Raw genomic sequence first — 24,663 nt, forward strand, 5'->3', positions numbered from 1 at the left:
TGGACCGTTCCGGAGTAGCGTAGGCCCTGTCTGCACTGCCTCCCCTCGAAAGGAACAGTCCATGTCCGCCGCCAGGAACACTGTTGCCAAGAACATCGTCGCCACCCTCAAAGCCAACAACGTCCAGCGCGTCTACGGGATCCCAGGGGATTCCCTGAACGGATTCACGGACGCGCTGAGGGAGGAAGAGGGCATCCGCTGGGTGCACGTCCGCCATGAGGAAGCCGCCGCGTTGGCAGCCGCAGCCGAGGCGGGCCTCACGGATGAACTCGCGGTGTGCGCCGGATCCTGCGGCCCCGGCAACCTGCACCTGATCAACGGCCTCTATGACGCCAACAAGTCAAGGGTTCCCGTGCTGGCCATCGCCGCCCACATTCCGAGCGAAGAGATCGGCAGCCAGTACTTCCAGGAGACACATCCCCAGGAGTTGTTCCGGGAGTGCAGCGTCTATGTCGAACACGTCGCCCATCCTTCCCAGATGCCCAGGGTCTTGGAAATCGCGATGCGGACGGCGGTCGAGAAGCGGGGCGTCGCCGTCGTCGTGATTCCCGGCGACGTGGCCCTCGCGGAGGCGCAGAGCGACCGGACCGCCGTGATCCGGGCCGCCCGGCCGGAGATCCGGCCCAACCCCCGGGAACTCGCCGAGGCGGCGGCCATTCTCAACTCGGCCGGCAAAGTCACCATCCTGGCCGGTGCCGGCACCGCGGGCGCGCACGCCGAGGTCATGGCTCTGGCCGACGCACTGGGGGCGCCGATTGTCCACGCGATGCGCGGCAAGGAGCACATCGAGTACGACAACCCGTTCGACGTCGGCATGACGGGCCTTTTGGGGTTCAGTTCCGGCTACCGCGCGATGGAGAGCTGCGAGGCCCTGCTCATGCTGGGCACCGATTTTCCGTACCAGCAGTTCTACCCGGAGAACGCAAAGATCATCCAGGTGGATATCAGGGGCGAACAGCTTGGCCGGCGGTCCCGGATCGATCTTGGCCTGGTGGGCACGGTCAAGGACACTGCGGCCTCGCTCCTGCCGCTGATTGAGCGCAAGGCGAAACGCACACACCTGAGTACTTCGCTCAAGCACTACGCCAAGTCGCGCGCCAAACTCGACGACCTGGCTTCTCCGGCCAAGGACGGCCAGCCGATCCACCCGCAGTTCGTGGGCAGGCTCGTGGATGAGTTGGCGGCCCCGGATGCGGTTTTCACGTGCGACGTCGGGTCCCCCACCGTGTGGGCGGCCCGGTACCTGAGCATGAATGGCCGACGCCGGCTGCTCGGTTCGTTCAACCACGGAACCATGGCCAATGCGTTGTCGCACGGAATCGGTGCGGCGGCCGCGTACCCTGGACGCCAAGTGGTGGCCCTGGCCGGCGACGGCGGCCTGACCATGCTGTTGGGCGAACTTATCACCTTGGTGCAGAACAAGCTCCCGGTCAAAGTGGTGGTCTTCAACAACTCCTCGCTGAACTTCGTGGAGCTCGAAATGAAGGCCGCGGGCTTCGTCAATTTCGGCACGGACTTGGAGAACCCGGATTTCGCCAAACTCGCTGAATCCCTGGGAATCCGTGGGATCCGGGTGGACGACTCCTCCGGGCTGAAGGCGGGACTGGCTGAAGCCTTCGCCCACGACGGTCCAGCCCTCATTGACGTCCGCACGGCCCGGCAGGAACTTTCGATTCCGCCGGCGATCAGTGCCGAACAGGTTAAAGGCTTCACGCTCTACGCGATCCGGACGGTCCTCTCCGGCCGCGGCGACCAGCTCATCGACCTCGCCAAGACCAACATCCGCCAGATCTTCTGAACCGAACCCCGGAGTACCAGCTGGCCGTCACGGCTCCGGTGCGCAGATCGAAACTGAAGCTGCGCTCGGTGACCCGTGCCCCGCCGTCGTACGCCACCGCGAAAGTCAGCTCAAGCGAGTCCCGCGCCAGATCCTCCGCGGTGACCGTGTACACCGGCGTGAAGTACAGCGCTTCCGCGCCCGGTACAAGATCGGCGGGCGGGAAGTCCGCCGGGTTCGCATGCGGTCCCCGGAGCACGACGCCGGACGCCGCTTGGGTGCCGAGGTTGCGGGCGCGTCCGGTGAAAGCGAGGATGTCCCCGGCTTTGTAGCCCGGAATGATGGGCCCGTAGTTAAGATCCTGGGCTTCGCGGGTTCCGAGGATCTGCGCCTGCTCCGGTGAGTAGCCTTGGCCGATTTCCTTCCAGGTCTGCGCGTCCCAGTCACCGTCGTTGTCCGCGGCGATGACGTGGAACTCGCCGGCGTTCCGCCACACCGCGGGTCGGCCGGGGGTGATGGAGCGCAGTTCCATGTGAAACTCGAGGCCGTCGGGCCGGGTTTCAAGCGATCCCGCCGGGCCTACTGGGCCTGAAAGCTGTCCTGTCAGCTGCTCCACCGGCACGGAAACGAACACGATCTCGCGGTATCCCTGCCGCTCGTACAAGACGCCGACGTTGCCATCCGGGAGCCGCGCGGCCGTCGAGTACGCCGAGCTGCCCTCGCACAGGACCAGCTTGGCGGGCCAGCTGGCCCCGTTGTCCGTGGAGAGGCTGAGGACCGTATTGCGTCGCAAGGAAGTGTCCTGGTTGTTGCTCGCGAGCAACCAGCTGTGGGTGGCAGGGGTGGCGAGCGAAGCCACATTCGGCAGGCCGTCGAAGCGGACAAGCGAGCCGTTGTCGCTCGGGTCGGGGAGGTCTTCGACCGGTTCCAGCTGGCTCCACGTCTCGCCGCCATCATGGGAGATTGCCGCCAGCCGCCGGGGAGTGGCGCGCGAGTGCAGCAGGAGGCGGCCGTCGTCCAGGCAAGCGACCTTGTTCTCGTTGGGGCCGACCCGGCCCTGACCCTTTCCGATCAGCGATCCGAGCGTCCAGTTCTCACCGTGATCGTCGCTGTACGCCGAAGCCGCCATGATTTCGCCGTCCACGAGGACGACGAATTGTTGCACCAGGCGTCCGGCTAACGGACCGGCGTGCATCTGGATTCCCTGCCCGGCCGCGGCGAAGATCCCTGTGATGCCGCGGTCTCGGGCACCGGCGCGGGCACCGGCAACACGGCCCGGCTTGAGCTGACCGGTGAGCCGCCGATGCTCCCAGGTGACGCCGTCGTCGTCGGAAAAGCTGACGTCGCAGTGCTGCACGTCGTCATCCGGTTCCAGCCCGGCCACCGCCTCGAAGAAACCGGCATGCGTCCCGGCGGCGTGGAACATGAAAATCCGCCCGGTCGCGGCGTCCACCAGGAGGCTCGGATCGCCGTATCCGTTGAGACCGACGCCGCTGCGGACCACCTGCTGCTCTTCCCAGCTGCGGCCATGGTCCGTGCTGCGCCGGAGAAGGAGGTCGATCGGATTGGGGAGGTCGTCCAGGTTCGGCCTTCCGTCATAGGCGGCGAGCACTGTCCCCGCCGTCGAGACGGCCAGCGCAGGGATGCGGTACTGGCGGTAGCCTCCCGTGCCGCGCACCGCCAGGACGTGCTCGACGTCGGGACGGGCTTGGGGGAGTTCGGCACCATTGCGTTGAAGGTAGGAGGTCACACCTCCATGATACGAGGCGACGCCTTCGGACCCGCGCCCTTCCGAGGCCGTCCTCAGCTGATCTTGCGCCGGTAGGCCGCCGCCGCGAAGAAGTACGCGAGAACCAGGATGCCGAGGCACCATGCTAGGGCGACCCAGATGTCGCTGCCGATCGGCCGTTGTTCGTACAGATCCTGAATGGTGTTGACGATCGACGTGACCGGCTGGTTCTCGGCGAACGCACGCACGGGACCCGGCATGGTGGCCGTGGGGACGAAGGCTGAACTGATGAACGGCAGGAAGATGAGCGGGTAGGAGAACCCGCCGGCGCCGTCCACGGACTTGGCCGTCAGGCCCGCGATAATGGCGAGCCAGGTCAGCGCGAGAGTGAAGAGTGCCAGGATTCCAATGATCGCGAGCCAGGACAGCAGGCTTGCCGACGTGCGGAATCCCATCAGGAGGGCTACCAGCACGATGATCACGAGGGAGATACCGTTGGCCACCATGGAGGTCAGCACATGTGCCCATAGCACGGATGATCGTGCGATCGGCATGGAGTGGAACCGCTCGAAAATGCCGCTCTTCATGTCAGTGAACAAGCGAACGGCGGTGTACGCGATGCCCGATGCGATCGCGATCAGCATGATTCCCGGCAGCAAGTAATTGACGTAGTTCTCGGTGCCTGTCTTGATGGCTCCGCCGAACACGTAGACGAACAGCAGCATGAGGGCGATAGGCGTGATCGCGGTGGTGATGATGGTGTCCGCGCTGCGGAAGATGTGACGCATGGAGCGGCCCAGCAAGACGGCCGTGTCTCCGAAGAAGTGTGTGCTCATGACTGCTCCTTACTTGACGCGACCTTGCCCTCGTTCCCCACCAGCGCGAGGAAGATATCCTCCAGGGTGGGCTGCTTTTCGACGTACTCGACCTTCGCTGGCGGAAGTAGTTGCTTGAGCTCGGCGAGGGTGCCGTTCGCGATGATCCGCCCCTGATGAAGGATGGCGATCCGGTCCGCGAGTTGTTCAGCCTCATCGAGATACTGCGTGGTGAGCAGTACGGTGGTGCCCCGTTTCGCGAGCTCCTGGATTACCTGCCACACTTCGATGCGCGCCTCAGGGTCGAGCCCGGTGGTCGGCTCATCGAGGAAAATCACCTCGGGCTGCCCGATCAAGCTCATGGCGATGTCAAGGCGACGGCGCATGCCTCCTGAATACGCGGACACTTTGCGGGATGCTGCCTCCGAGAGATTGAAGCGCGCCAGAAGATCATCCGCCGCCTGGCCGGGATCCTTCAGGTGCCGCAACCTGGCAACGAGCACCAGGTTTTCCCGACCGGAGAGGATTTCATCGACTGCTGCGAATTGTCCGGTCAGGCTGATGGATTCCCGCACCCGCTCCGAGTGGGCCGCGACGTCGAATCCATTGACGCTGGCAGAACCGGCGTCCGGGCTCAGCAGTGTGGACAGAATTTTCACCATCGTGGTCTTTCCTGCTCCGTTGGAGCCAAGAAGGGCGAAGATGGTGCCCGGTTCCACGTCGAAGTCCACGCCGCGGAGCACGCGCAGTTCCTTGTAGGATTTTTCGATGGCACGCACGCGGATCGCGGGTTCGGGGGTGATGGGTGCGTTGGTCATGATTACCCCTCCTTCCCGTCGTCTCCGGCGGCGGCGTCGATGGCCTTGACCAGGCGTTCACGCTCTTTGTTGATCCACTGACCGCCCGTGTAGTTCCGCATGAACGTTTCGGCGAACTCCACAGGGTCGTCTCCGACGATCGCGCGGATCGGCGTTCCGTCCGCGGCGCTCTGTTCGAAGAGATCGGTGAGATCGCCGAGCATCCGCAGCAGGACATCTCCCTTGGTGATGGCCCCGAAATACATCAGGTACCGTTCCAGCGCGGTCGCCACCGCGCGATAGTCCGCCGGAAGCCGTTCCACGCGTGCCTTGTTTTGCCGATATTGCCTCTTCTGTTCGAGCGATCCCGTGAGCTGCTCGATCCACCCTGCGGCCATGTTCACTTTCCTCCCTTTCGGAGCTGTTCCAGTCGATCGGACAGGAAACTCCACGTATTCCAGAATTCGTCCAGTTCCTTCTCGCCCTGCTCGTTGAGCGAATAGACCTTGCGCGGCGGGCCCTTCTCGGACGGCCGCTTCTCGACATCAACAAGGCCCTTCTGCTCGATCCTGACGAGCAGCGCATACACGGTGCCCTCGGCGATCTCGGTGAAGCCCTGCCCCCGGAGCAGCGTCGTGATTTCGTACCCGTACGCGGGATTCCCGGTCAGGAGGGCGAGAACGATGCCCTCCAGGGTCCCTTTGAGCATCTCCGTCATCTGCTTGCCCATTGGACTCCTCCCTTCACTACTTAGTGTTACTAGCTACCAGTACATAGTAGCGCTAAGTAGTGGAACCGCAAGCCCTTGCCGAACATTCATAAGCGGACTCAAGGACGCCGGAACGCGCCGTCCCTCAACAGGGCCACGGTGGTCCCGGCGTCGAGTTCTGCTGCGATCTCGACGTCGTCCGCGTACCCTGCGCCGATCAACTCGCGGCCGCTGGAGCAGCCTCGAAGAACGTCATGGAGCCTGGGTTCGGCAGCGTTGTAGACCGCCATCGCGGCCTCGGCCTCCGGAGCGAAGCCTTGCCTTCCGTCTTCCGGTGTGAAGCCGCCTCGCCCTGCGGCAGCGAGCCCGGCAATGAAGGCGCCTGCCCCGATCTGATCCTCCACGGCGGGCCGGAGCGAACGGCTGGGCCAGAGCTCGCCGGCCGCGATCACCGCCACCACCGCATCCGGGGGCAGTTCGGATGCCACCCAATCCGCGGTGGCCGCTGCGTTGCGAAGTGAGACGGCTGCGATGAGCGGGATTTCCCGGGCGAGACCATATGCGATGGAAGACCCGTTGGGTGAAGGCAGGACGACCCGGCTCAAGCTCCGCGCGTCCCGCAGGCTCGACGGCGAGAGGCTCAGTCCACCGCCGCCTCGCGGACCAGCCAGCTGGGCATCGTGGTGGGCGGCGAAATCTTCGGCCCCGGCGTCCTTCCACGGGTACGGGAACACCACGGCACCACGATCGACGGCGACGCTGACACAGGTGGTGAAGGAAAGGATGTCAACCACGACGGCGAGGTCCGCCCCAGACGCAATGGAACGGGCGCCGTCGAGCCCCCACTCAAACCTCACGGTGAACGGAAGCTGCCGATGCACCGTCCCCGCCATGGTCATGACAGTTCGGCCTCCAGGTTGCGGCGGGCGGCGTCCAGCCACAGGCTCTTCGCTCGTTCGCTGTGGAAGAGCGGGTCCAAAGCAAGCAGTTGGCGGACGACGGCGGCCCTGCCTGCGGCGAAGTCGCCATCGCTGACGTGGGCGTAGTCCTCGCGGACGGCGGCCAGGTAGCGGGCGTACGCCGCGGGTTCGGCGCCGAGGATGGACAGATCGGCGTCGCACAAGAGGGCGCCGGCGTGGTCTCCCGGTTCGGGGCTGTGGGTGGAGGTCAGCCGGACCAGCCGGGCAACGTCGTCGATCACTGGCACGGGAAGGCCCGCAACGGCCAAGCGGTCCTCGGCCAGCCTGGCTGATTGCTCTTCGTCCTGCCCGGCGATTCCCTCGTAGACGGCGTCGTGGAACCAGGCGGCCAAAGTCACCGAGTGCGCAGGCGCTGTGGGTTCGCTGAGGAGGTCAAGGGCTTCCAGGACCGCCAGCAAATGCGTGCGGCTGTGGTACTTCCGATGGTCCTCGCCCCAGCGTTCGAGGAGCTCAAAACCCAGCTCCTCATGCCCCGGAAGCGTCGAATTCCAGCGCTCAAGCAAGGGCACGGTGAGCGCCTTGCTGCGTTGGCGGGCAGGAATCCGCAAGCCGCTCGCGATCAGTTTCCGCACAAGAATGCGCGCCTCCACGGGAATGGCGCCTGCGGACAGGAGATCCTGGTAGCGGCGTTCCGGGACGTCGTAATGGTCGCCGTCAAAGGCGCGCTCCGGAATCCCCGCTGCGTCGGCGAAGGCATGCAGTTCCTCGAGTGACGTGTCCGAGACGAGGTGCGAAAACACGGTCCCGTGCGCGGGCCACAGAGGCGGATCAACGTAGACAGCCATGGCCGGCGCCTGGGAACTAGGAGTTTTTCCGGGTGGCTACCGCCGAGAGCGCGGCCAGGCCCTTTTCGAAGTCGCCGCCCACCATCTTTTCCATGTTCATGAACAGGGCGAAGATTTTGCCGAGGCCTTTGTTCTCGCCGGCCATTGTCCAGGTGACGCGGGTGCCGTCCCCTTCGGGCACGAACGTGAACCCCGTGGGGTTGACGGCCTTCATTGGCTTGGTGAATTCGAGGCGGATGTCGATCTTGCCGGGCTCCTCCGAGCCAACGATTTCCATGGTCCCGGTGCCGGCCTTGTTGTTGCCGCTCCAGGCATACTTGGCCCCGACGCCCGATTCGTTGCCCGAGTAGCTGCGGCTCAGCTGGGGGTCGACAGCTTCCCACGGAGACCATTTGGTCCACTCGTGGAAGTTGTTGACGAAGGGAAAGATGTCCGAGGGCGCGGCGGGGATCAGCGCATCGCGAGTGACTGTGAAGGGTGCCATGTGCATATCGTACGGCGGCGAGGGTCGCCGCGCCGCAATAAGCGGGCGGGGCTATGGACAGGGGTTTCGCCGTCGGCAAACATGGAGCAGGAGGGATGATTCGTTAAAGTTGAGCATAGTAGACTCAACTTTGAGAAACAGTCGTCTTCCCGAGAGGAGCTCTTCCATGGACGTCAAATTCACCACCAAGAGCCAGGAGGCTCTTTCCGCCGCGGCCATGAACGCCTCCACCGCCGGAAATCCGCAACTGGAGCCAGCCCACCTGCTCAAAGCGCTCATGGACCAACGCGAGGGCGTTGCCGTGGCGCTTTTGCGCGCCACTGGTGCGGACCCGGATGCCGTGAGCGTACAGGCGAGTTCGGCCATCAAGGCCTTGCCGTCGTCGTCGGGCAGTTCCGTGCAGCAAGCGCAGCTTTCCCGTCCTTCCATGCAGGCGATCCAGGCCGCCCAGAACGAGGCCGAGAAACTCGGTGATTCCTTCGTATCCACTGAGCACCTCCTCTTGGGTCTCTCTGCCGGGAGCGACGCCGTAGGGAAGCTACTGCGCGACGCCGGCGCCTCCCACGAAGCGCTCCTCGCCGCCCTGCCGGGTGTCCGTGGCGACCGGAAAGTCACCTCGCAGGACCCGGAAAACACCTTCCAAGCGCTCGAGAAATACGGCACGGACCTCACGGCGGTCGCGCGCTCCGGCAAGCTGGATCCCGTGATCGGGCGGGACAGTGAAATCCGGCGGGTCGTCCAGGTCCTGAGCCGCCGCACCAAGAACAACCCCGTGCTGATCGGTGAACCCGGCGTCGGCAAGACCGCCGTCGTGGAAGGGCTCGCCCAGCGCATCGTGGCAGGTGACGTGCCGGAAAGCCTGCGGGGCAAGACCCTCATCGCCCTGGACCTCGCATCCATGGTGGCCGGCGCGAAGTACCGCGGTGAATTCGAGGAACGGCTCAAGGCCGTGCTGGAGGAGATCAAGAACTCCAACGGGCAGATCGTCACGTTCATCGACGAAATCCACACTGTGGTGGGAGCCGGTGCCACCGGTGAAAGCGCCATGGACGCAGGGAACATGCTCAAGCCCATGCTGGCCCGCGGCGAGCTGCGCCTCATCGGCGCCACCACGCTGGACGAGTACCGTGAGAATGTCGAGAAGGACCCCGCCCTGGAACGCCGCTTCCAGCAGGTTTACGTCGGCGAGCCGAGCGTCGAGGACACCATCGGCATCCTCCGCGGCCTCAAGGAACGCTACGAGGCCCACCACAAGGTAGCCATCGCGGACTCTGCCCTCGTGGCCGCGGCCACGCTCTCCAACCGCTACATCTCGGGCCGCCAGTTGCCGGACAAGGCGATCGACCTCGTGGACGAGGCCGCGTCCCGGCTGCGCATGGAAATCGACTCCGCTCCCGAGGAAATCGACCAGCTTCGCCGTGCCGTGGATCGTCTCACCATGGAGGAACTGGCCCTCGAGCGCGAGACCGATGCGGCCTCCATCGAACGCCTCGCTGCGCTCCGTGCGGACAAGGCGGACAAGAAGGAAGCCCTTGGGGCGCTGAATGCCCGCTGGGAAGCCGAGAAGGCCGGACTCAACCGTGTCGGCGACCTCAAGGCGAAAATCGACGAACTTCGTTCGGCCGCTGAAAAACACCAGCGTGAAGGCGACCTTGAGGCTGCCTCGCGCATTCTCTACGGCGAACTACCCGCATTGGAGCGTGAGCTCAGTGCGGCAGCCGAGGAAGAGTCCGCCCGGGAAGCGCGCGGCGAAGCGAAGCCCGCCCTGATGGTCGCGGAGGAAGTCACGGCGGACGATATCGCCGAGGTCATTTCTGCCTGGACCGGAATCCCCGCCGGCCGCATGCTGCAGGGCGAATCCCAGAAGCTCCTGCACATGGAAGAGGAACTCGGAAAACGGTTGATCGGCCAGTCCAAGGCGGTGGCCGCCGTCTCCGACGCCGTCCGCCGCGCCCGTGCGGGCATCAGCGACCCCAACCGTCCCACGGGTTCGTTCCTGTTTCTGGGCCCCACCGGTGTCGGTAAAACCGAGCTCGCCAAGGCACTCGCCGACTTCCTGTTCGACGACGAGCGCGCCATGGTGCGGATCGACATGTCCGAATATGGGGAGAAGCACTCCGTAGCCCGGCTGGTCGGCGCCCCTCCCGGATACGTGGGCTACGAGGAAGGCGGCCAGCTCACGGAAGCGGTCCGCCGTCGACCGTACTCCGTCATCCTGCTCGACGAGGTGGAGAAAGCCCACCCCGAAGTGTTCGACATCCTCCTGCAAGTGCTTGACGACGGCCGTCTCACGGACGGGCAGGGCCGCACCGTGGACTTCCGGAACACCATCCTCGTGTTGACCTCCAACTCGGGCAGCCAATTCCTTGTGGATCCAACGCTGGACCCCACGGCGAAGCGAAACGCGGTCATGGCCGTGGTCAACTCGTCCTTCAAGCCGGAGTTCCTCAATAGGCTAGATGAGATTGTGCTGTTCGATCCGCTCAGCGTGGACGAGCTCGCCAGGATCGTCGAGCTGCACGTGGACGAGCTGACCAAGCGGCTGCACGACCGTCGGCTCACCCTCCAGGTCAGCGACGGCGCCCGTGCCTGGCTCGCGATGTCCGGTTACGATCCCGCGTACGGCGCCCGTCCATTGCGACGGCTGGTACAACGCGAGATCGGCGACAGCCTGGCCAGGGAGATCCTCGCGGGAGAGATCGCGGACGGCGACACGGTCCTGGTGGACACCGCGGCCGACTTCGACGAGCTCACCATCAAGGGGCTCGAAGCTTTGACGGGTCCCGACGGCGGAGCGCCAGTGGGCAGCGGCCTGACAGTGAGGCGGAAGGACTGACTACTTCTGCAGCACCGATTCCTTGAGCGTGTTTCCCGTGTTGACCACGATGAAGCAGTCCACGCGACGGTCACCGTTGTCCCAGCTGGTGGCGCTCGGGTACACGTTCTGCTGCAGGAGTGCGTACTTGGTGGAGGCTTCGTTGAGCATCACATCACGGCAGATTTCGCGGCCTTTGTCACGCAAGGCATTGGCGCCGGGGAAACTGTCCTCAGCCTTGTACCGGAAGATGGCACCCAGCTGGGCCGAATGGCCGGTGGTGCAGTCCACCACTTTGGACGTGGTGGCATTGGAGTCGAAATCCGCGAAGCAATCGCCCAGCTGGTAATCCTTTGCCTCGACGTCCGCCGGGAGGGGGCCGCGGCTGGTGGACGTGGCCGGTCCGGGGGTGGAAACGGCCGCCGGATGATTGGCCAGGACTCCAACGAGGATCCAGATCACCACGCCTATGAGGATCAGTACGCCCAGCACAATGCCGCCGATGATGATCCGATACTTCGTGATGGAGTCCAGGGCGCTCCGCAGGGGGGAACCAGGGTCTGCCGACGACTCCTCGTCGCCTGTACCGTTGTTGCCCTGGGGGGTGTTGTCGTGGCCCATGTCTGAGTTTGCGCCTTTCATGCGTGCGGCCCGATATTAGGGCGACTCTACCCAAGTTTTTCATGCCAACGAACGGTGATGCTGCCAGGTGGAACGGTGACGCCGCTTTCGCGACGGTCATGGCAAGCAGTAGCTCCCGAAAGCATGTAATCTAGACATACGACAAATTGACCAAACATTCCGGGGCCTCACCGATAGCCAAGGTGACCACCTCCGGTCCAAGTACAAAAGGGGGTCACGCCATGGGGCGCGGCCGTCAAAAGGCAAAAGCTACCAAGCAGGCTCGGGACATTAAGTACTACTCCCCGAACACTGACTATTCGGCCCTTCAGCGCGAGCTGACCGGGCCATCAAGTCGTGCGACGAGCCGATTCGCGGATGATCCGCCGGAGCCGGACTACTCGGCTTACGAGGACAAGTACGCACAGGACTTGGAAGACGATGACGACGAGGTAGACACCCGCCGTATCGGATAGCTGTAGCAACAATCAGGTGCCTTTCGGCATCGAGTTGCGTATCGCCGTCGTACACGAGGTCATTTGGCATCCCCGGATGCCACCCAAAACGATCGAGCCCGTAGGGCGCGCCTTGATTGGCGCGCCCTACGGGCTTTTTCGTTCCCTTTTGCCCTACAGGGTCCCGTACCTCACAAAGTCGGCCAGGAATCCCAAGCGGAAGCCTTTGACGGAATGTGTTAGTGACGGCTAACGTATTAACCATGCTCGACCCACTGGAAGTTGCCGCGGAGCCGAACAGGCGGCGTCTGTTGCACCTGCTTGCGGCGGGCGAGCGGACCGTGACGGAGCTGGCTGGCGAATTCACGGTAAGCAGATCCGCCGTCTCGCAGCATTTGTTGCTGCTGGAGCAGGTAGGCCTCGTTGCGGCCCGCAAAGAGGGACGCAACCGCTACTACCGCTTGGATCACGGCGGCATGAGAGAACTCCGGATGCTTTTTGAGCAGTTCTGGACCGCTGAGCTGGACATGCTCCTCGCGGACGCACAACACTTCACCACCGACCGCCTTCAAACATCAGAGGAATCACCATGATTTACGACAAGACCGTTCTTCTTCCCCTCAACGTCGACCAGGCGTTCGAACTCATCACGCAGCCCGCACGCCTCCGCCGCTGGCAGACCGTTGCGGCACGCGTCGACCTGAAGGTAGGCGGTGAATACCGCTGGACCATCACCCCGGGTCACCACGCGGCCGGAACGTTCACCGAAATCGAGCCGGGCAAGCGCGTCGTCTTCACCTGGGCCTGGGAGCAGCCCGAAGCGCCGGCGGACAACGTCTCCACCGTAGCCATCACCCTTGAGCCGGCCGACGGCGGGACCACGGTGCGTCTGGTGCACGAGGGACTGCCGACGGCGGAAGCCCTTGCGGGTCACTCCGAGGGTTGGAACCACTACCTCGACCGCCTCCTCGCTGCCGCCTCCGCGGGCGACGCAGGTGCCGACGAATGGGCCGCAGCCCCCGCCGATCTCAACGAGCTCACCTCCGCGGACGCCACGCTTGCCATTGTGCAGCGCGTGCTGGCGCACGTCACGGAAGCCGACGCGCAGACCCAGACCCCGTGCGCCGATTTCAACGTCTCGCAGTTGCTTGACCACCTCGCCGGATCGATTGCAGGCATCGCCAAGGCCCTGGGCGCCGAAGTAGCCGACGACTCCGGCAAGTCGCCTGAAGTGCGCATCGCCGACCTTGCGCAGCCCGCGCTCGAAGCCTTCCACCGCCGCGGCCTTGAAGGCACCATCGACATGGGCTTCGCCGAACTGCCGGCCACGATGGTCGCCTCGATCCTCAACCTCGAGTTCCTGGTCCACGCGTGGGACTTCTCCAAGGCCCTGGGCCTCGAGGTCTCGGTGGCAGATGAGCTGACCGATTACGTCGAGGTCCTCGCGCAGAACACCATCAGCGAGCAGGTCCGCGCGAGTGGCAGCTTCGCGCCGGCCCAGGAAGTCGCCGAGACGGCATCCAGCCTGGAGCGCCTGGTCGCGTTCACCGGCCGGACTGTTCACGCATAGAACGTTCCTGAGGGGTCCACCGGCGCCGGCTGTTGTCAGTGTCGGACCCCCGTACTACTTTGAACGTGGTATCCGCCGGCGCCAGCCGGCTATTCAACGAAGGGATAGCAATGCCGCAGGTTGATAGCTACAAGCAGGGAACTCCGTGTTGGGTGGACCTTTCGTCGTCGGACATTGAGGCTTCCAAGGCCTTCTACGGTGATCTGTTCGGCTGGGAATTGGACTCGATGGATGCCGGCAACGGCATGACCTACTACATGGCCAAGCTGCAGGAGCGCTACGTAGCGGGCATGATGCAGCAGATGCCGGACATGGCTGCGGCAGGGGCGCCGTCCTTTTGGGGCAACTACCTCGCCGTCGATTCGGTCGATGAGGCCGCTGAGCGCGTGACGGCGGCGGGCGGAAACGTCCTCTTCCCGCCGGACAGCGTCCCCAACGGGAGCGGGCGGATGTTCTTCGCCGCCGATCCCACGGGTGCGCAGATCGGCTTCTGGGAGGCCGGAAACCACCATGGCGCCGGGTTGGTCAATGAACCCGGCACGGTGGTCTGGAATGAACTGCAGACAAACGACGTCCCCAAGGCCGTGGCCTTCTATGAATCCGTGACGGGATGCGCCAGCGAGACGGCCGCGGCCGGAGATCTGCAGGAATACACCCAGTTCGTGGTGGACGGGAAGTCCGTAGGCGGCGCCATGAAGCAGCCTGTGGAGGGTATGCCGCCGTTCTGGATGACCTACTTCTATGTTGCGGACGTGAACGAATCCGTAGCGAAGGCCGTCGAGCTCGGGGCCCAGGTCTTCGCGCCGGCCTTCGATGTCCCCGGTGTCGGCCGCATGGCAGTCCTTGGCGATCCCGCCGGAGCCGCCTTCAGCGTCATGGCCGCAGAAAGCAACTAAGCCCTAAACAAGAGTGCCCACCCGACTGCCGGATCGGCAAGGGGGTGGGCACTCGTTTGCATTAAGAACCGTTATGCATAGGTGTTCACGAGGCGCACGGCGCCGCCGTCGACGCCCTTGGCGCCCTGGACGTAGTCCGGGCCGCTCTTGATAATCGAGTCGGAGTCCGCAGCCACGGTACCCATGACCCACGACGGCAAGCCGCGCTCATTGAGGCGCGCCACGGCGGCGTCGGCGATTTCGGGGGAAACGATGGCCACCATGCCGACGCCGAGGTTGAGCGTGCGCTCAAGGTCGGCCAGCGGCACATTGCCGAGCTCGGAGACCAGCTTGAAGATGGCCGGCAGTTCCCACGTGGCGCGGTCAACCGTGGCCACGAGGCCTTGAGGCAGGACGCGGGCAAGGTTGGCCGCGAGGCCGCCGCCGGTGACGTGGCTGAAGCCGTGCACGGCGCCGGGCGCAGTACCCAGGCCGCTGACCGGGAATGCGCGGGCGAGGTCCAGGCAGTCGGCGGCGTAGACGCGGGTGGGCTCCAGCAGTTCTTCGCCCAGGGTGCGGCCGAGTTCGGAGACCTGGCGATCGAGTGCCCAGCCGGCGTGGTTGATCACGCGGCGGACCAAGGAGTAGCCGTTGGAGTGCAGGCCGGAGGATGCCATGCCGATCACGACGTCGCCGGCGCGGACACGGTCCGGGCCAAGCAGGGCGTCGGCTTCGACAACACCCGTAGCTGCACCGGCGACGTCGTACTCGTGCTCACCCAGCAGGCCCGGGTGCTCAGCGGTTTCGCCGCCCACCAAGGCAGTGCCTGCCACGGAACAAGCGGCCGCGATGCCGCGGACGATGTCCGCGATGCGCTCGGGGACAACCTTGCCGCACGCGATGTAGTCGGTCATGAAGAGCGGCTCGGCGCCGACCACGACGATGTCGTCCACCACCATGCCGACCAGGTCGAAGCCGATGGTGTCGTGGATGTCCATGGCCTGGGCGATGGCAACCTTGGTGCCGACGCCGTCGGTGGACGTGGCGAGCAGCGGCTTCTTGTAGGTGAGCAGCTTCGAGACGTCGTACAGGCCGGCGAAACCGCCGACGCCGCCGAGCACTGAGCTGTTGTGGGTCGCCTTGACGGCGTCCTTCATGAGTTCGACGGCGCGGTCGCCCGCTTCGACGTCGACGCCGGCGGACGCGTAGGTGATGCCGGTTGTGTTCTCAGCGGCGGAGGATGCGGAGGTCATACAGACTCTTTCTTATCGGCGTCGGTCAGCAGGTTCTCAAACTCGGCGTCGGGTCCGGGATCGCAGCCCGTGGCGCCGGGCTTGTTGGCCGGGTCGTCCGAGTCCGCGGTCGCGGCTTCGGCGGAGATGCCCGACGTCGGCAGCCCGCCGAGGTCGGTGCGCTCCAGGAGGTTCTTGCCCAGTTTGTCCGAACCCGGAAGTGCGATGGGGTACTGGCCGGTGAAGCAGGCGGTGCAGAGGCGTTCCCGCGGCTGCTGGGTGGCGCCGATCATGCCGTCTTCGGAAATGTAGGCCAGCGAATCCGCTCCAATGGCCTGGGAGATTTCCTCGATGGTGGCACCGTTGGCGATCAGTTCTGCGCGGGACGCGAAGTCGATGCCGTAGAAGCAGGGCCACTGGACGGGCGGGGAGGAGATCTTGATGTGGACGGCTGCCGCGCCGGCCTCGCGGAGCATCCGGACGATGGCGCGCTGGGTGTTGCCGCGGACGATCGAGTCATCCACTACCACCACACGCTTGCCGCGGATGACGGACTCAAGGGCGTTGAGTTTGAGCCGGATGCCGAGCTGGCGCAGGGTCTGGGAGGGCTGGATGAACGTGCGGCCCACATAGGAGTTCTTGACGAAGCCGTGCGCGAACGGGATGCCGGATTCCTCGGCGTAGCCCACTGCCGCCGGAGTTCCGGACTCAGGCACCGGGATGACGATGTCCGCTACCTGGGTGTTTTCGCGGGCCAACTGGCGGCCCATCTCCACGCGGGACTCGTACACGGAGCGTCCGGCAATCGAAGCGTCGGGGCGCGCAAGGTAGACGTACTCGAAAACGCAACCGGCCGGCGTCGCTTCCGCGAAACGCTGGGAACGGACGCCGTTCTCGTCGATGGCGATGAACTCGCCGGGCTCGATCTCGCGGATGAAACTCGCGCCGACGGTTGCCAAGGCCGACTGCTCCGAGGCGACAACCCAACCGCGCTCGAGGCGGCCAAGGCACAATGGCCGGATGCCGAAGGTGTCCCGGGCAGCGTAGAGGGTGCCTTCGTCCATGAACACGAAGCAGAAGCCGCCCCGGATCTTGGGAAGCAGCTCAAGCGCGGTTTGTTCGAGGGTCTTGCCCTCTTCGCCTTCGAGGAGGGCGGTGACCAGGGCGGTGTCCGAGGTGTTGCCCTGCTTCATTTCGCCGGTCAGCTGACCGCCGTTGAGCTCGAGGATCATTTCCCGGAGCTCAGCGGTGTTGGTCAGGTTGCCGTTGTGCGCGAGGGCAACGGTGCCGGTGGCGGTTGCGCCCAGGGTGGGCTGCGCGTTTGCCCAGTGGCTTGCTCCGGTGGTGGAGTAGCGGCAGTGGCCGACGGCAAGGTGCCCGGTGAGGGTGTTCAGGGTTGTCTCGTCGAAGACCTGGGACACGAGGCCCATGTCCTTGTAGACATTGATGCGCTTGCCATCACTGGTAGCAATACCAGCCGATTCTTGTCCGCGGTGCTGCAACGCATACAGCCCGTAATAGGTGAGTTTTGCTACTTCTTCACCCGGCGCCCAGACCCCGAAGACGCCACAAGCGTCCTGAGGTCCTTTTTCGTCGGGGAGAAGATCATGAGAAAGTTTTCCGTCGCCACGTGCCACTGGTCAATTGTCGCATGATGTTGGCGTGGTACTTTCCCTCACGCGGCATTGTGACCGGGATCCTATCCCTCGGCGTCGTCCTCTGTGCCGTCGGGTACGGACTCGACGACGGCGCGACGGGAACGCCGCACGCTGACCTTGTCGAGCACGAGGGCCGCGATGGCACCGAGCAGAACGCCTCCAGCGGCAAAAGAGACAAGGAAGAACCCGAAGACCGCCCCGGTGTCGAAACTCTCGTCGCCGGGGATCCCGTAGGCAACGAATGCGGCAACGATGATGCCGAGCACCCCGCCCAGGCCCATGAAGGGAACGAACTTCGGTGCGCGCCGGACCGTGATCCCGCGGCGTTCCGGAGTGCCGTTGTCTGCCGCGGCGTTGCGTGCCGGGCTGTTGTGTGACGTGCTGTTTTGCGATGTGCCGTCGGCGTTCGCGCCCTCAGAAACCATGCCTTCCAGCTTACCGTTCCGAGGAGGTTGGTTTGTGGTCTGAAGTCAGACCATTGACAGATTGGTGTGAAGTGGGTCACTATCGATGCGAGCGGTGTCGGCCCGTTCCCCCCTTCCGTTTAGAAAGAGAATAATCATGAGTGATCGTTCTACGGCAGCGAAGGTGCAGGCTGTGCAAGACGCAGATGCTGCGGCCCTCGCCGAGCTTGGCTACAAGCAAGAGCTACATCGCGGCATGTCCGGCTTCTCCAACTTCGCAGTCTCGTTTTCCATCATTTCGATCTTGGCTGGCTGCATTACCTCCTTCAGCATTGCGCTCAAGTCCGGCGGTCCGGCTGCCATCAATGTGGGTTGGCCGATCGTTGGCCTCCTGGTCCTGTGCGTGGCACTTTCCATGGCCGAGGTTTGTTCGCGATACCCGACCGCCGGTGGCCTCTATTTCTGGGCCGGCAGGCTCGCCAAACGCAACAAGCGGGCCTGGGCCTGGTACGTCGGTTGGTTCAATTTCCTCGGCGAAGTGGCCGTCACGGCGGCAATCGACTTTGGCTGCGCCACAACAATGATGGCTTTCGCGGCGCTCACCTTCGGCGTCGAGCCCACCGCTGGCGGTACGTTCGCGCTGTTCGTTGTCCTGATGATCATCCACGCCCTGCTCAACAGTTTCGGCGTCAAGATTGTCAGTTTCCTGTCCAATGTCTCCGCCTGGTGGCACATTGTGGGCGTCGCGATCATCGTGGCAGCGCTGTGGATCATGCCCACGAGCCACCAGTCCTTCGACTGGACGATGACGGCATGGCACAACGAAACCGGCTTCACCTTCGGACCGTACGTCTTCCTCATGGGCCTGCTCATGTCGCAGTACACCTACACCGGCTACGATGCTTCGGCCCACGTTGCCGAAGAGACCAAGAACGCAGCCATCGCTGCTCCCAAGGGGATTGTCATGAGCGTGGTCATCTCCATTATTGGCGGCTGGATTCTGCTCTACTCACTCGTCGCGGCGATCCCGAACGGCTCAGAGGAGGGTCTGACGACCCTAGGTGCCACGCCAACCGGCTTGCCGCCGGCACAGATTTTCCTGGATGCACTTGGCAACCCTGGCGTAGCGAAATTCCTGCTCGCCATCGTGGTGGGCGCGCAGTTCTTCTGTGGCATGGCGTCAGTGACCGCCAACTCACGCATGACCTACGCTTTCTCCCGCGACAATGCACTGCCAGGCTCCCGTATCTGGGCCAAAGTCAACGCCCGGAGCGGCACACCCACAAATTCCATCTGGCTCTGCGTGGGCTGCGCGATCGTGCTCGCTTCACCCGCACTGTTCAACACCACCGCGTACTTTGCCGTGACGAGCGTCGCCGTCATCGGCCTCTACATCGCGTACATCACACCGGTGTTACTGCGCAGGCTCAACAAGAACTTCGTACCAGGCCCGTGGCACCTCGGAAAATGGAGTCCCATCATCAACTGGATAGCCATTGTGTGGGTCGCCGTCATCGTGATCCTCTTCGTTCTTCCGCCCGTCGCAGACATCACCATCGACACGTTCAACTACGCGCCGATCGCCGTCGTGGTCGTGTTCCTCCTTGCCACCGTGCTTTGGTACACCACGGGGCGCCGGACGTTCATGACGAGTGCCGAACAGGAGCACCTGACGATCGACGCCGATAAGCTGCTCAACTAGCAACACACGCGGGCCGCCGCGGTTCTCGCCGGCGGCCTCCCACCAAGGAAGGCCACCATGTTGTTCGCCGAACCGATTGAATCGCCCCTGCTGGAGACGGTCTTGCTTCCTGTGCGCGGACACATGGCCTTCGAGTCATGCGTCGAGCACTTGGGATCGGCAATTCAGTTGGGGATCTTCAAAACCGGCGAGCGTCTCCCGCCCGAGCGCGACTTGGCCGAGCGCATGCAGGTCTCCCGGGCCACGCTGCGGGAAGCGATCAGCGCGTTGCGCGCCGCGGGCTTCGTCACGACCGTCCGTGGGAGGGGCGGCGGAACTATCGTGGAACCGGTCGGCAACGCCCGGCCGCCGGAGCGACTCGACAACAAGGACCGGCAGGAGGAAATGAGCGACATCCTCATCTTCCGCTCGGTGATCGAACCGGGAGCCTGCCAGCGGGCGGCTTCGATGCGGCTCAGCGAGGATCAGCGGCGGCTTCTGACCGATTCCCTGGCGGAGGTCGAAAACGCGGGTTCGCCGGTGGAATACAGGCAAGCGGACGCCCGCCTTCACCTGGCTTTCTCCGCTGTTGCGGGGTCGTCCGAGCTCAATAAAGCCAGCACCACCATCCAGACAAAGATCCACGAATTCCTGGCGGAAATCCCCTTCCTGCAGCGGAACATCGAACATTCAAACCAAGAACATCGATTGATAGTGCAGGCCATCCTCGACGGGGAGCCTGCAGCGGCCCGGAGCGTCATGGAATTGCATTGCGAGTCCACTGCCGCACTACTCAAGGGACTACTGAAATGAGCAGCACCATGAACGACATTTCGAACACCGTGAAAACCACCGCCCACCCTCGCAATGACCGAATGCTCACCGTTGAGCAACTGAAGGCGCAGATCGGCGACGGCACCATAGACACCGTGATTCTCGGCTTCACCGACATGCAGGGCAGGCTTCAGGGCAAGCTACTCCACGCGCAATTTTTCCTGGATTCCGTGCTGGAGCATGGCACCGAGGGTTGCAATTACCTCCTCGCCGTGGACACCGAAATGAACACCGTGGATGGCTATGACATTTCCTCGTGGGAAAAGGGCTATGGAGACATGCTCTTCGACATGGATTTGGACACCATCCGTGTCCTTCCCTACCGCGAGGGGAGTGCGCTGATCCAGTGCGATCTGTCCATGACCGACGGCACTCCGGTCTCCGTTTCACCCCGCGCCATGCTCAAGCGCCAGACGGCCAAGGCGGCCGAGCGCGGTTGGAAGGCACTCGCCGGAACCGAGCTTGAGTTTGTGGTCTACAACGACTCGTACGAGCGGGCATGGGACCTCGACTACAAGCACCTCACGCCAGCCAATCAATACAACGTGGATTACTCGCTCTTGGGATCCGGCCGCGTGGAACCCCTCCTCCGCCGGATCCGGAACGAGATGTACGCATCGGGCATGACCGTGGAATCCGCCAAAGGTGAATGCAACTTCGGCCAGCACGAGATCGCGTTCAAGTACGACGAGGTGGTCACCACGGCGGACAACCATTCCGTGTACAAGACGGCGGCCAAGGACATTGCCCATGACATGGGCCAATCCATTACTTTCATGGCCAAGCCCAACGAACGCGAGGGCAATTCCTGCCACATCCACCTCTCCCTTCGCGGGCTCGACGATGAGCTGGTCTTCTGGGACAGGGCCACCGGCGCCCGCACCAAGACCTACGATCACTTCATCGCCGGGGTGCTTGCCACGATGCGGGAATTCACGCTCTTCTACGCTCCCAACATCAACTCCTACAAGCGGTTCGTCAAAGGCTCGTTCGCTCCGACGGCGGTGGCCTGGGGCCTCGACAACCGCACCTGCTCGGTGCGCCTTGTGGGGCATGGGCAGAGCGCGCGGCTGGAGAACCGGCTGCCCGGTGGCGACGTCAACCCGTATCTGGCGTTGTCGGCCATGCTCGCCGGCGGGCTTTACGGAATCGAAAATGAGCTCGAACTCGAACCGGCAACCACCGGCAACGCCTACACCTCGGGCGCTCCCACCGTTCCGACGACGATGCGGGAAGCGCGGGACCTGTTCGCCAACTCCGTGATCGCTAAGGAAGTCTTCGGCGAGGAAGTAGTGCGGCACTACGTGAACTACGCCGACGTCGAACTGGCAGCTTTTGAGTCCGCCATCACGGACTGGGAGCTCCGCCGCGGCTTCGAAAGGCTGTAGAGCGATGATCAAGGCGCAAGCTCCAGGTTCAAACCGGCCTCCTCGCATCGCCCTCACTACCTACCTTCAGAACGCAAAATGGGGGATTTGGGACGCGCGTGCAGCAGTGCTGCCGGCAACGTATTTGGAAGCCGTGGTGGCGGCGGGCGGCACCCCTCTCCTGCTGCCGCCCATCGGCACCGATACTTCCGTCCTTGACCTCGTCGATGGCCTGATCGTGGTGGGAGGCGCCGACGTCGACCCCGGAAATTACGACGCCGAGCCCCACCCAAGCACTCGCAGCCAGCCCGCGCGGGACGAGCACGACATCGCGTTGACGCTGGCCGCATTGGAGAAGGGCATTCCGCTCTTTGCGATCTGCCGCGGTGCTCAAATCCTCAACGTGGCCTTGGGCGGAAACCTCATCCAACATGTGCCTGACGTGCTGCCGGAGGCCAACTACCAACCTGCTCCCGGAGTCTACGGGGAGGTTGAGTTCGATACACGGCCGGGCAGCATCAGTGCGCAACTACTAGGCGAAAAGGCATCGGCGCCGGTCTACCACCACCAGATTCTGGACCGGGTGGCTGACGGTCTTTGCGTCACGGCGCGCGCGGCTGACGGCACGGTGGAAGCGGTCGAGTCCACCCAGGGAAGTTGGGCGTTGGGCGTTCAGTTTCATCCTGAACAAAATCCTTCCGACTTGCGCCTCTTTGAAGGATTCATTGACGCAGCCAGAAGGTACCGGGAGGGCGAGCTTTACGTTGAGCTCCCCGATCCCTCGACGGAAACCACAGCGACAGAAAAGAGCTGGGCGTGAGTGCCACGACTTTTGACATCATCAATCCGGCTACCGAAGAATTCCTTCAGACCGTAGAACTGGCATCCCTCGCCGAAACGGACGCGCTGATTGCCCGCGCGGCCGCCGCCTTTGAGACCTGGCGGAAAGCGTCGCCGTCGGACCGGGCACTGCTCCTGCGCCGGTTCGCGGCCGCCGTCGACGCCGATCTGGAGAACCTCGCACAATTGGAAGTCCGCAACGCGGGGCATACGATCGGCAACGCTCGCTGGGAAGCGGGCAATGCGCGCGACGTCATCAGCTACTACTCGGCGGCTCCTGAGCGGCACTTCGGGCGGCAGATCCCGGTTGCCGGAGGCCTCGATGTGACCTTCCACGAGCCGCTGGGCGTGGTTGGCATCATTGTGCCGTGGAACTTTCCCATGCCGATCGCGGCGTGGGGCTTCGCGCCGGCGCTCGCGGCAGGCAACACGGTGGTACTCAAGCCCGCGGAACTTACGCCGCTGACGGCGATGAGGCTGGGTGAGCTGGCGCGCGAGGCCGGACTGCCCGACGGCGTGCTGACGATCATCCCCGGGAAGGGCTCCGTAGTGGGGGCGCGATTCGTCACCCACCCTGCGGTGCGAAAGGTCGTCTTTACTGGGTCAACCGGGGTTGGCAAGCAGATCATGGCCGGTTGTGCTGACCAAGTGAAGCGCGTGACGCTCGAGTTGGGTGGCAAGAGCGCGAACATTGTGTTCGCCGACGCCGACCTTGAGGCCGCTGCTGCGGCCGCTCCCGGCGGCGCGTTCGACAACGCCGGACAGGACTGCTGTGCCAGGTCCCGGATCCTGGTGGAAAGATCGGCCTATGACAGCTTCTTGGAGCTCTTGGAGCCCGCTGTTCGGGCTGTCAAAGTCGGCGACCCGGCGGATGAAAGTACCGTCATGGGGCCTTTGATTTCCGCCCGGCAAAGGGAAACCGTCGCAGGATTTGTGCCCTCGGGAGCTCCCATAGCCTTCCAAGGCGAGGTGCCGGAAGGGCCGGGATTCTGGTTCCCGCCCACGGTCCTGGCGCCCGACTCGTTAGACGATCCGGCGGTGCGTGAGGAGATCTTCGGACCCGTCGTCGTCGTCGTTCCCTTCAACGACGAGGCGGGCGCCGTACGGATTGCCAATGACACCGAATACGGCCTCTCCGGATCCATCTGGACCCAAGACATTGGCCGGGCCTTGCGCGTGGCCCGCGGAGTGGATGCCGGAAACCTCTCGGTGAACTCGCACTCTTCAGTCCGGTATTCGACGCCGTTCGGCGGCTTCAAGCAATCGGGCCTGGGCCGCGAACTGGGTCCTGACGCGCTCGATTCCTTCAGCGAAGTGAAGAACGTCTTCATCGCGCACTGAACCCACCAACTTTGGAAGCCCCATCATTCAAGGAGAGATCACCATGACCGAATTCATTTCACACCGACTCAAGGACCGCACAGCCGTTATCACCGGTGGCGGCAGCGGGATCGGCCTGGCCACGGCAAAGCGCTTCGCCTCGGAGGGTGCCAACGTGGTCATAGCCGACATCGATCCGGCAGCCGGGGAAGCTGCAGCGGCCGCCGTCGATGGCATCTTCGTGAAGGTCAATGTCACTGACGAGCAGGAAGTCATCGACCTCTTCGCCGCAGCCAAGAGCCACTACGGCAGCGTGGATATCGCGTTCAACAACGCGGGTATTTCGCCGCCGGACGACGCATCCATCCTCGACACCGGAATTGACGCCTGGCGCCGGGTCCAGGAGGTCAACCTGACGAGCGTCTATTACTGCTGCAAATACGCGCTGCCCTACATGTTGGAGCAGGGCAAGGGCTCGATCATCAACACCGCGTCCTTTGTGGCCGTGATGGGTGCGGCAACTTCGCAGATCTCCTACAGCGCGTCCAAGGGCGGCGTGCTTGCCATGACCCGTGAACTGGGCGTCGAATTTGCGCGCAAGGGTGTGCGGATCAACGCATTGTGCCCCGGGCCTGTCAACACTCCTTTGCTGAAGGAACTCTTCGCCTCCGATCCGGAGCGGGCCGCCCGCCGTTTGGTCCACGTGCCGCTTGGTCGCTTCGCCGAGCCCGAGGAACTCGCCGCTGCGGTCGCGTTCCTGGCGAGCGACGACGCCTCGTTCATCACCGCGTCGACCTTCATGGTCGACGGCGGAATCTCGGGAGCCTACGTCACCCCGATCGACTAGTTTCCATCGATTGCTCCGTAACGGTCGTTTTGGGACCCCAAAACGACTGTTACGTGGGCCCATGCCGG

The 24,663-nt window shown here is 64.0% G+C and carries 24 protein-coding genes; 12 read left to right on the forward strand and 12 right to left on the reverse strand.

The genetic code is table 11. The annotated features are described in order from the left end of the window. The first annotated feature begins 61 nt into the window (after window positions 1-61). Window positions 62-1,798, forward strand: a complete 1,737-nt coding sequence (gene poxB / locus QRN45_RS12035; RefSeq protein WP_284763512.1) for a ubiquinone-dependent pyruvate dehydrogenase — start codon at window positions 62-64, stop codon at window positions 1,796-1,798. On the opposite strand, the gene QRN45_RS12040 is transcribed toward poxB, so the two are convergent. The 8 genes from QRN45_RS12040 to QRN45_RS12075 all read right to left on the reverse strand — a co-directional run bounded on the left by QRN45_RS12040 (window position 1,758) and on the right by QRN45_RS12075 (window position 8,076). Further along, window positions 1,758-3,527: a sialidase family protein gene (locus QRN45_RS12040; protein ID WP_284763513.1), complete on the reverse strand. Its 1,770-nt coding sequence runs from the start codon at window positions 3,525-3,527 to the stop codon at window positions 1,758-1,760. The genes poxB and QRN45_RS12040 overlap by 41 nt on opposite strands. A gap of 53 nt (window positions 3,528-3,580) precedes the next feature. After that, the gene (locus QRN45_RS12045; protein ID WP_264637011.1) at window positions 3,581-4,342 is read right to left on the reverse strand and encodes an ABC transporter permease; all 762 of its coding nucleotides are present in this window, start codon (window positions 4,340-4,342) and stop codon (window positions 3,581-3,583) included. Next, window positions 4,339-5,139 (reverse strand): ABC transporter ATP-binding protein, encoded by an 801-nt coding sequence (locus QRN45_RS12050; RefSeq protein WP_284763514.1) that lies wholly within the window; start codon window positions 5,137-5,139, stop codon window positions 4,339-4,341. The genes QRN45_RS12045 and QRN45_RS12050 overlap by 4 nt, the downstream gene beginning before the upstream one ends. 2 nt (window positions 5,140-5,141) lie before the next feature. Next, window positions 5,142-5,516, reverse strand: coding sequence for a DUF1048 domain-containing protein (locus QRN45_RS12055; RefSeq protein WP_284763531.1), 375 nt, complete (start codon window positions 5,514-5,516; stop codon window positions 5,142-5,144). A 2-nt stretch (window positions 5,517-5,518) separates the two neighbouring features. Next, window positions 5,519-5,848: a PadR family transcriptional regulator gene (locus tag QRN45_RS12060; RefSeq protein ID WP_284763515.1), complete on the reverse strand. Its 330-nt coding sequence runs from the start codon at window positions 5,846-5,848 to the stop codon at window positions 5,519-5,521. Between the two features lie 98 nt (window positions 5,849-5,946). Then, a complete protein-coding gene (locus tag QRN45_RS12065; RefSeq protein ID WP_284763516.1) occupies window positions 5,947-6,726 on the reverse strand; it encodes a 2-phosphosulfolactate phosphatase in 780 nt (259 codons plus the stop codon). Then, a complete protein-coding gene (locus tag QRN45_RS12070) occupies window positions 6,723-7,592 on the reverse strand; it encodes a DUF4031 domain-containing protein (protein ID WP_284763517.1) in 870 nt (289 codons plus the stop codon). The genes QRN45_RS12065 and QRN45_RS12070 overlap by 4 nt, the downstream gene beginning before the upstream one ends. A gap of 16 nt (window positions 7,593-7,608) precedes the next feature. Continuing rightward, window positions 7,609-8,076, reverse strand: coding sequence for an SRPBCC family protein (locus QRN45_RS12075; protein WP_284763518.1), 468 nt, complete (start codon window positions 8,074-8,076; stop codon window positions 7,609-7,611). 166 nt (window positions 8,077-8,242) lie between these two features. Between QRN45_RS12075 and clpB the strand changes: the two genes are divergently transcribed. Continuing rightward, complete coding sequence (gene clpB / locus QRN45_RS12080; protein WP_284763519.1) at window positions 8,243-10,912, forward strand: ATP-dependent chaperone ClpB; 2,670 nt, start codon at window positions 8,243-8,245, stop codon at window positions 10,910-10,912. Here clpB and QRN45_RS12085 read toward each other — a convergent pair whose 3' ends face one another. After that, window positions 10,913-11,533 carry a septum formation family protein gene (locus QRN45_RS12085; protein WP_284763520.1) on the reverse strand — a complete coding sequence of 207 codons (621 nt, stop codon included), beginning with the start codon at window positions 11,531-11,533 and terminating at the stop codon, window positions 10,913-10,915. A gap of 221 nt (window positions 11,534-11,754) precedes the next feature. Here QRN45_RS12085 and QRN45_RS12090 point away from each other — a divergent pair, with 221 nt between their 5' ends. The 4 genes from QRN45_RS12090 to QRN45_RS12105 all read left to right on the forward strand — a co-directional run bounded on the left by QRN45_RS12090 (window position 11,755) and on the right by QRN45_RS12105 (window position 14,433). Further along, a complete protein-coding gene (locus QRN45_RS12090) occupies window positions 11,755-11,988 on the forward strand; it encodes a DUF3073 domain-containing protein (protein WP_028265518.1) in 234 nt (77 codons plus the stop codon). 242 nt (window positions 11,989-12,230) lie between these two features. Beyond that, a complete protein-coding gene (locus tag QRN45_RS12095; protein WP_241710139.1) occupies window positions 12,231-12,560 on the forward strand; it encodes an ArsR/SmtB family transcription factor in 330 nt (109 codons plus the stop codon). Next, window positions 12,557-13,537 (forward strand): TIGR03086 family metal-binding protein, encoded by a 981-nt coding sequence (locus tag QRN45_RS12100; RefSeq protein WP_284763521.1) that lies wholly within the window; start codon window positions 12,557-12,559, stop codon window positions 13,535-13,537. Before QRN45_RS12095 ends, QRN45_RS12100 begins: the two co-directional genes overlap by 4 nt. Before the next feature lie 110 nt (window positions 13,538-13,647). Then, window positions 13,648-14,433: a VOC family protein gene (locus tag QRN45_RS12105; protein ID WP_241710137.1), complete on the forward strand. Its 786-nt coding sequence runs from the start codon at window positions 13,648-13,650 to the stop codon at window positions 14,431-14,433. Window positions 14,434-14,504: 71 nt separating this feature from the next. On the opposite strand, the gene purM is transcribed toward QRN45_RS12105, so the two are convergent. The 3 genes from purM to QRN45_RS12120 all read right to left on the reverse strand — a co-directional run bounded on the left by purM (window position 14,505) and on the right by QRN45_RS12120 (window position 17,727). Next, window positions 14,505-15,665 carry a phosphoribosylformylglycinamidine cyclo-ligase gene (gene purM / locus QRN45_RS12110; RefSeq protein ID WP_078107475.1) on the reverse strand — a complete coding sequence of 387 codons (1,161 nt, stop codon included), beginning with the start codon at window positions 15,663-15,665 and terminating at the stop codon, window positions 14,505-14,507. Next, window positions 15,662-17,281, reverse strand: coding sequence for an amidophosphoribosyltransferase (gene purF, locus QRN45_RS12115; RefSeq protein WP_078107476.1), 1,620 nt, complete (start codon window positions 17,279-17,281; stop codon window positions 15,662-15,664). The genes purM and purF overlap by 4 nt, the downstream gene beginning before the upstream one ends. Before the next feature lie 62 nt (window positions 17,282-17,343). Next, a complete protein-coding gene (locus QRN45_RS12120; RefSeq protein ID WP_284763522.1) occupies window positions 17,344-17,727 on the reverse strand; it encodes a hypothetical protein in 384 nt (127 codons plus the stop codon). A 136-nt stretch (window positions 17,728-17,863) separates the two neighbouring features. Between QRN45_RS12120 and QRN45_RS12125 the strand changes: the two genes are divergently transcribed. From QRN45_RS12125 to QRN45_RS12150, 6 genes are read left to right on the forward strand one after another with little or no spacing between them, the layout of a single operon-like run. Next, window positions 17,864-19,408, forward strand: coding sequence for an amino acid permease (locus QRN45_RS12125; protein ID WP_078107477.1), 1,545 nt, complete (start codon window positions 17,864-17,866; stop codon window positions 19,406-19,408). A 57-nt stretch (window positions 19,409-19,465) separates the two neighbouring features. Further along, window positions 19,466-20,200: a FadR/GntR family transcriptional regulator gene (locus QRN45_RS12130; protein ID WP_078107478.1), complete on the forward strand. Its 735-nt coding sequence runs from the start codon at window positions 19,466-19,468 to the stop codon at window positions 20,198-20,200. Next, window positions 20,197-21,609: a glutamine synthetase family protein gene (locus QRN45_RS12135; protein WP_284763524.1), complete on the forward strand. Its 1,413-nt coding sequence runs from the start codon at window positions 20,197-20,199 to the stop codon at window positions 21,607-21,609. Before QRN45_RS12130 ends, QRN45_RS12135 begins: the two co-directional genes overlap by 4 nt. A gap of 4 nt (window positions 21,610-21,613) precedes the next feature. Beyond that, window positions 21,614-22,408, forward strand: a complete 795-nt coding sequence (locus tag QRN45_RS12140) for a gamma-glutamyl-gamma-aminobutyrate hydrolase family protein (protein ID WP_284763525.1) — start codon at window positions 21,614-21,616, stop codon at window positions 22,406-22,408. Next, window positions 22,405-23,769 carry an aldehyde dehydrogenase family protein gene (locus QRN45_RS12145; RefSeq protein ID WP_284763526.1) on the forward strand — a complete coding sequence of 455 codons (1,365 nt, stop codon included), beginning with the start codon at window positions 22,405-22,407 and terminating at the stop codon, window positions 23,767-23,769. Before QRN45_RS12140 ends, QRN45_RS12145 begins: the two co-directional genes overlap by 4 nt. Before the next feature lie 43 nt (window positions 23,770-23,812). After that, entirely contained in the window at window positions 23,813-24,595 is a 783-nt protein-coding gene (locus tag QRN45_RS12150) for a 3-oxoacyl-ACP reductase (RefSeq protein WP_171983479.1), read from the forward strand. Window positions 24,596-24,663 lie beyond the last annotated feature (68 nt).

The sequence above is a fragment of the Arthrobacter sp. efr-133-R2A-63 genome (assembly GCF_030209795.1).
In the GTDB taxonomy this organism is placed as follows: domain Bacteria; phylum Actinomycetota; class Actinomycetes; order Actinomycetales; family Micrococcaceae; genus Arthrobacter; species Arthrobacter bambusae_A.

What these genes read in the sequence shown, in the direction of transcription:
- poxB (WP_284763512.1), top strand. Translation starts at nt 62, where the DNA reads ATGTCCGCCGCCAGGAACACTGTTGCCAAGAACATCGTCGCCACCCTC.
- QRN45_RS12045 (WP_264637011.1), bottom strand. Translation starts at nt 4,342, where the DNA reads ATGAGCACACACTTCTTCGGAGACACGGCCGTCTTGCTGGGCCGCTCC.
- QRN45_RS12050 (WP_284763514.1), bottom strand. Translation starts at nt 5,139, where the DNA reads ATGACCAACGCACCCATCACCCCCGAACCCGCGATCCGCGTGCGTGCC.
- QRN45_RS12055 (WP_284763531.1), bottom strand. Translation starts at nt 5,516, where the DNA reads ATGGCCGCAGGGTGGATCGAGCAGCTCACGGGATCGCTCGAACAGAAG.
- QRN45_RS12060 (WP_284763515.1), bottom strand. Translation starts at nt 5,848, where the DNA reads ATGGGCAAGCAGATGACGGAGATGCTCAAAGGGACCCTGGAGGGCATC.
- QRN45_RS12065 (WP_284763516.1), bottom strand. Translation starts at nt 6,726, where the DNA reads ATGACCATGGCGGGGACGGTGCATCGGCAGCTTCCGTTCACCGTGAGG.
- QRN45_RS12070 (WP_284763517.1), bottom strand. Translation starts at nt 7,592, where the DNA reads ATGGCTGTCTACGTTGATCCGCCTCTGTGGCCCGCGCACGGGACCGTG.
- QRN45_RS12075 (WP_284763518.1), bottom strand. Translation starts at nt 8,076, where the DNA reads ATGGCACCCTTCACAGTCACTCGCGATGCGCTGATCCCCGCCGCGCCC.
- clpB (WP_284763519.1), top strand. Translation starts at nt 8,243, where the DNA reads ATGGACGTCAAATTCACCACCAAGAGCCAGGAGGCTCTTTCCGCCGCG.
- QRN45_RS12085 (WP_284763520.1), bottom strand. Translation starts at nt 11,533, where the DNA reads ATGAAAGGCGCAAACTCAGACATGGGCCACGACAACACCCCCCAGGGC.
- QRN45_RS12090 (WP_028265518.1), top strand. Translation starts at nt 11,755, where the DNA reads ATGGGGCGCGGCCGTCAAAAGGCAAAAGCTACCAAGCAGGCTCGGGAC.
- QRN45_RS12095 (WP_241710139.1), top strand. Translation starts at nt 12,231, where the DNA reads ATGCTCGACCCACTGGAAGTTGCCGCGGAGCCGAACAGGCGGCGTCTG.
- QRN45_RS12100 (WP_284763521.1), top strand. Translation starts at nt 12,557, where the DNA reads ATGATTTACGACAAGACCGTTCTTCTTCCCCTCAACGTCGACCAGGCG.
- QRN45_RS12105 (WP_241710137.1), top strand. Translation starts at nt 13,648, where the DNA reads ATGCCGCAGGTTGATAGCTACAAGCAGGGAACTCCGTGTTGGGTGGAC.
- purM (WP_078107475.1), bottom strand. Translation starts at nt 15,665, where the DNA reads ATGACCTCCGCATCCTCCGCCGCTGAGAACACAACCGGCATCACCTAC.
- QRN45_RS12120 (WP_284763522.1), bottom strand. Translation starts at nt 17,727, where the DNA reads ATGGTTTCTGAGGGCGCGAACGCCGACGGCACATCGCAAAACAGCACG.
- QRN45_RS12125 (WP_078107477.1), top strand. Translation starts at nt 17,864, where the DNA reads ATGAGTGATCGTTCTACGGCAGCGAAGGTGCAGGCTGTGCAAGACGCA.
- QRN45_RS12130 (WP_078107478.1), top strand. Translation starts at nt 19,466, where the DNA reads ATGTTGTTCGCCGAACCGATTGAATCGCCCCTGCTGGAGACGGTCTTG.
- QRN45_RS12135 (WP_284763524.1), top strand. Translation starts at nt 20,197, where the DNA reads ATGAGCAGCACCATGAACGACATTTCGAACACCGTGAAAACCACCGCC.
- QRN45_RS12140 (WP_284763525.1), top strand. Translation starts at nt 21,614, where the DNA reads ATGATCAAGGCGCAAGCTCCAGGTTCAAACCGGCCTCCTCGCATCGCC.
- QRN45_RS12150 (WP_171983479.1), top strand. Translation starts at nt 23,813, where the DNA reads ATGACCGAATTCATTTCACACCGACTCAAGGACCGCACAGCCGTTATC.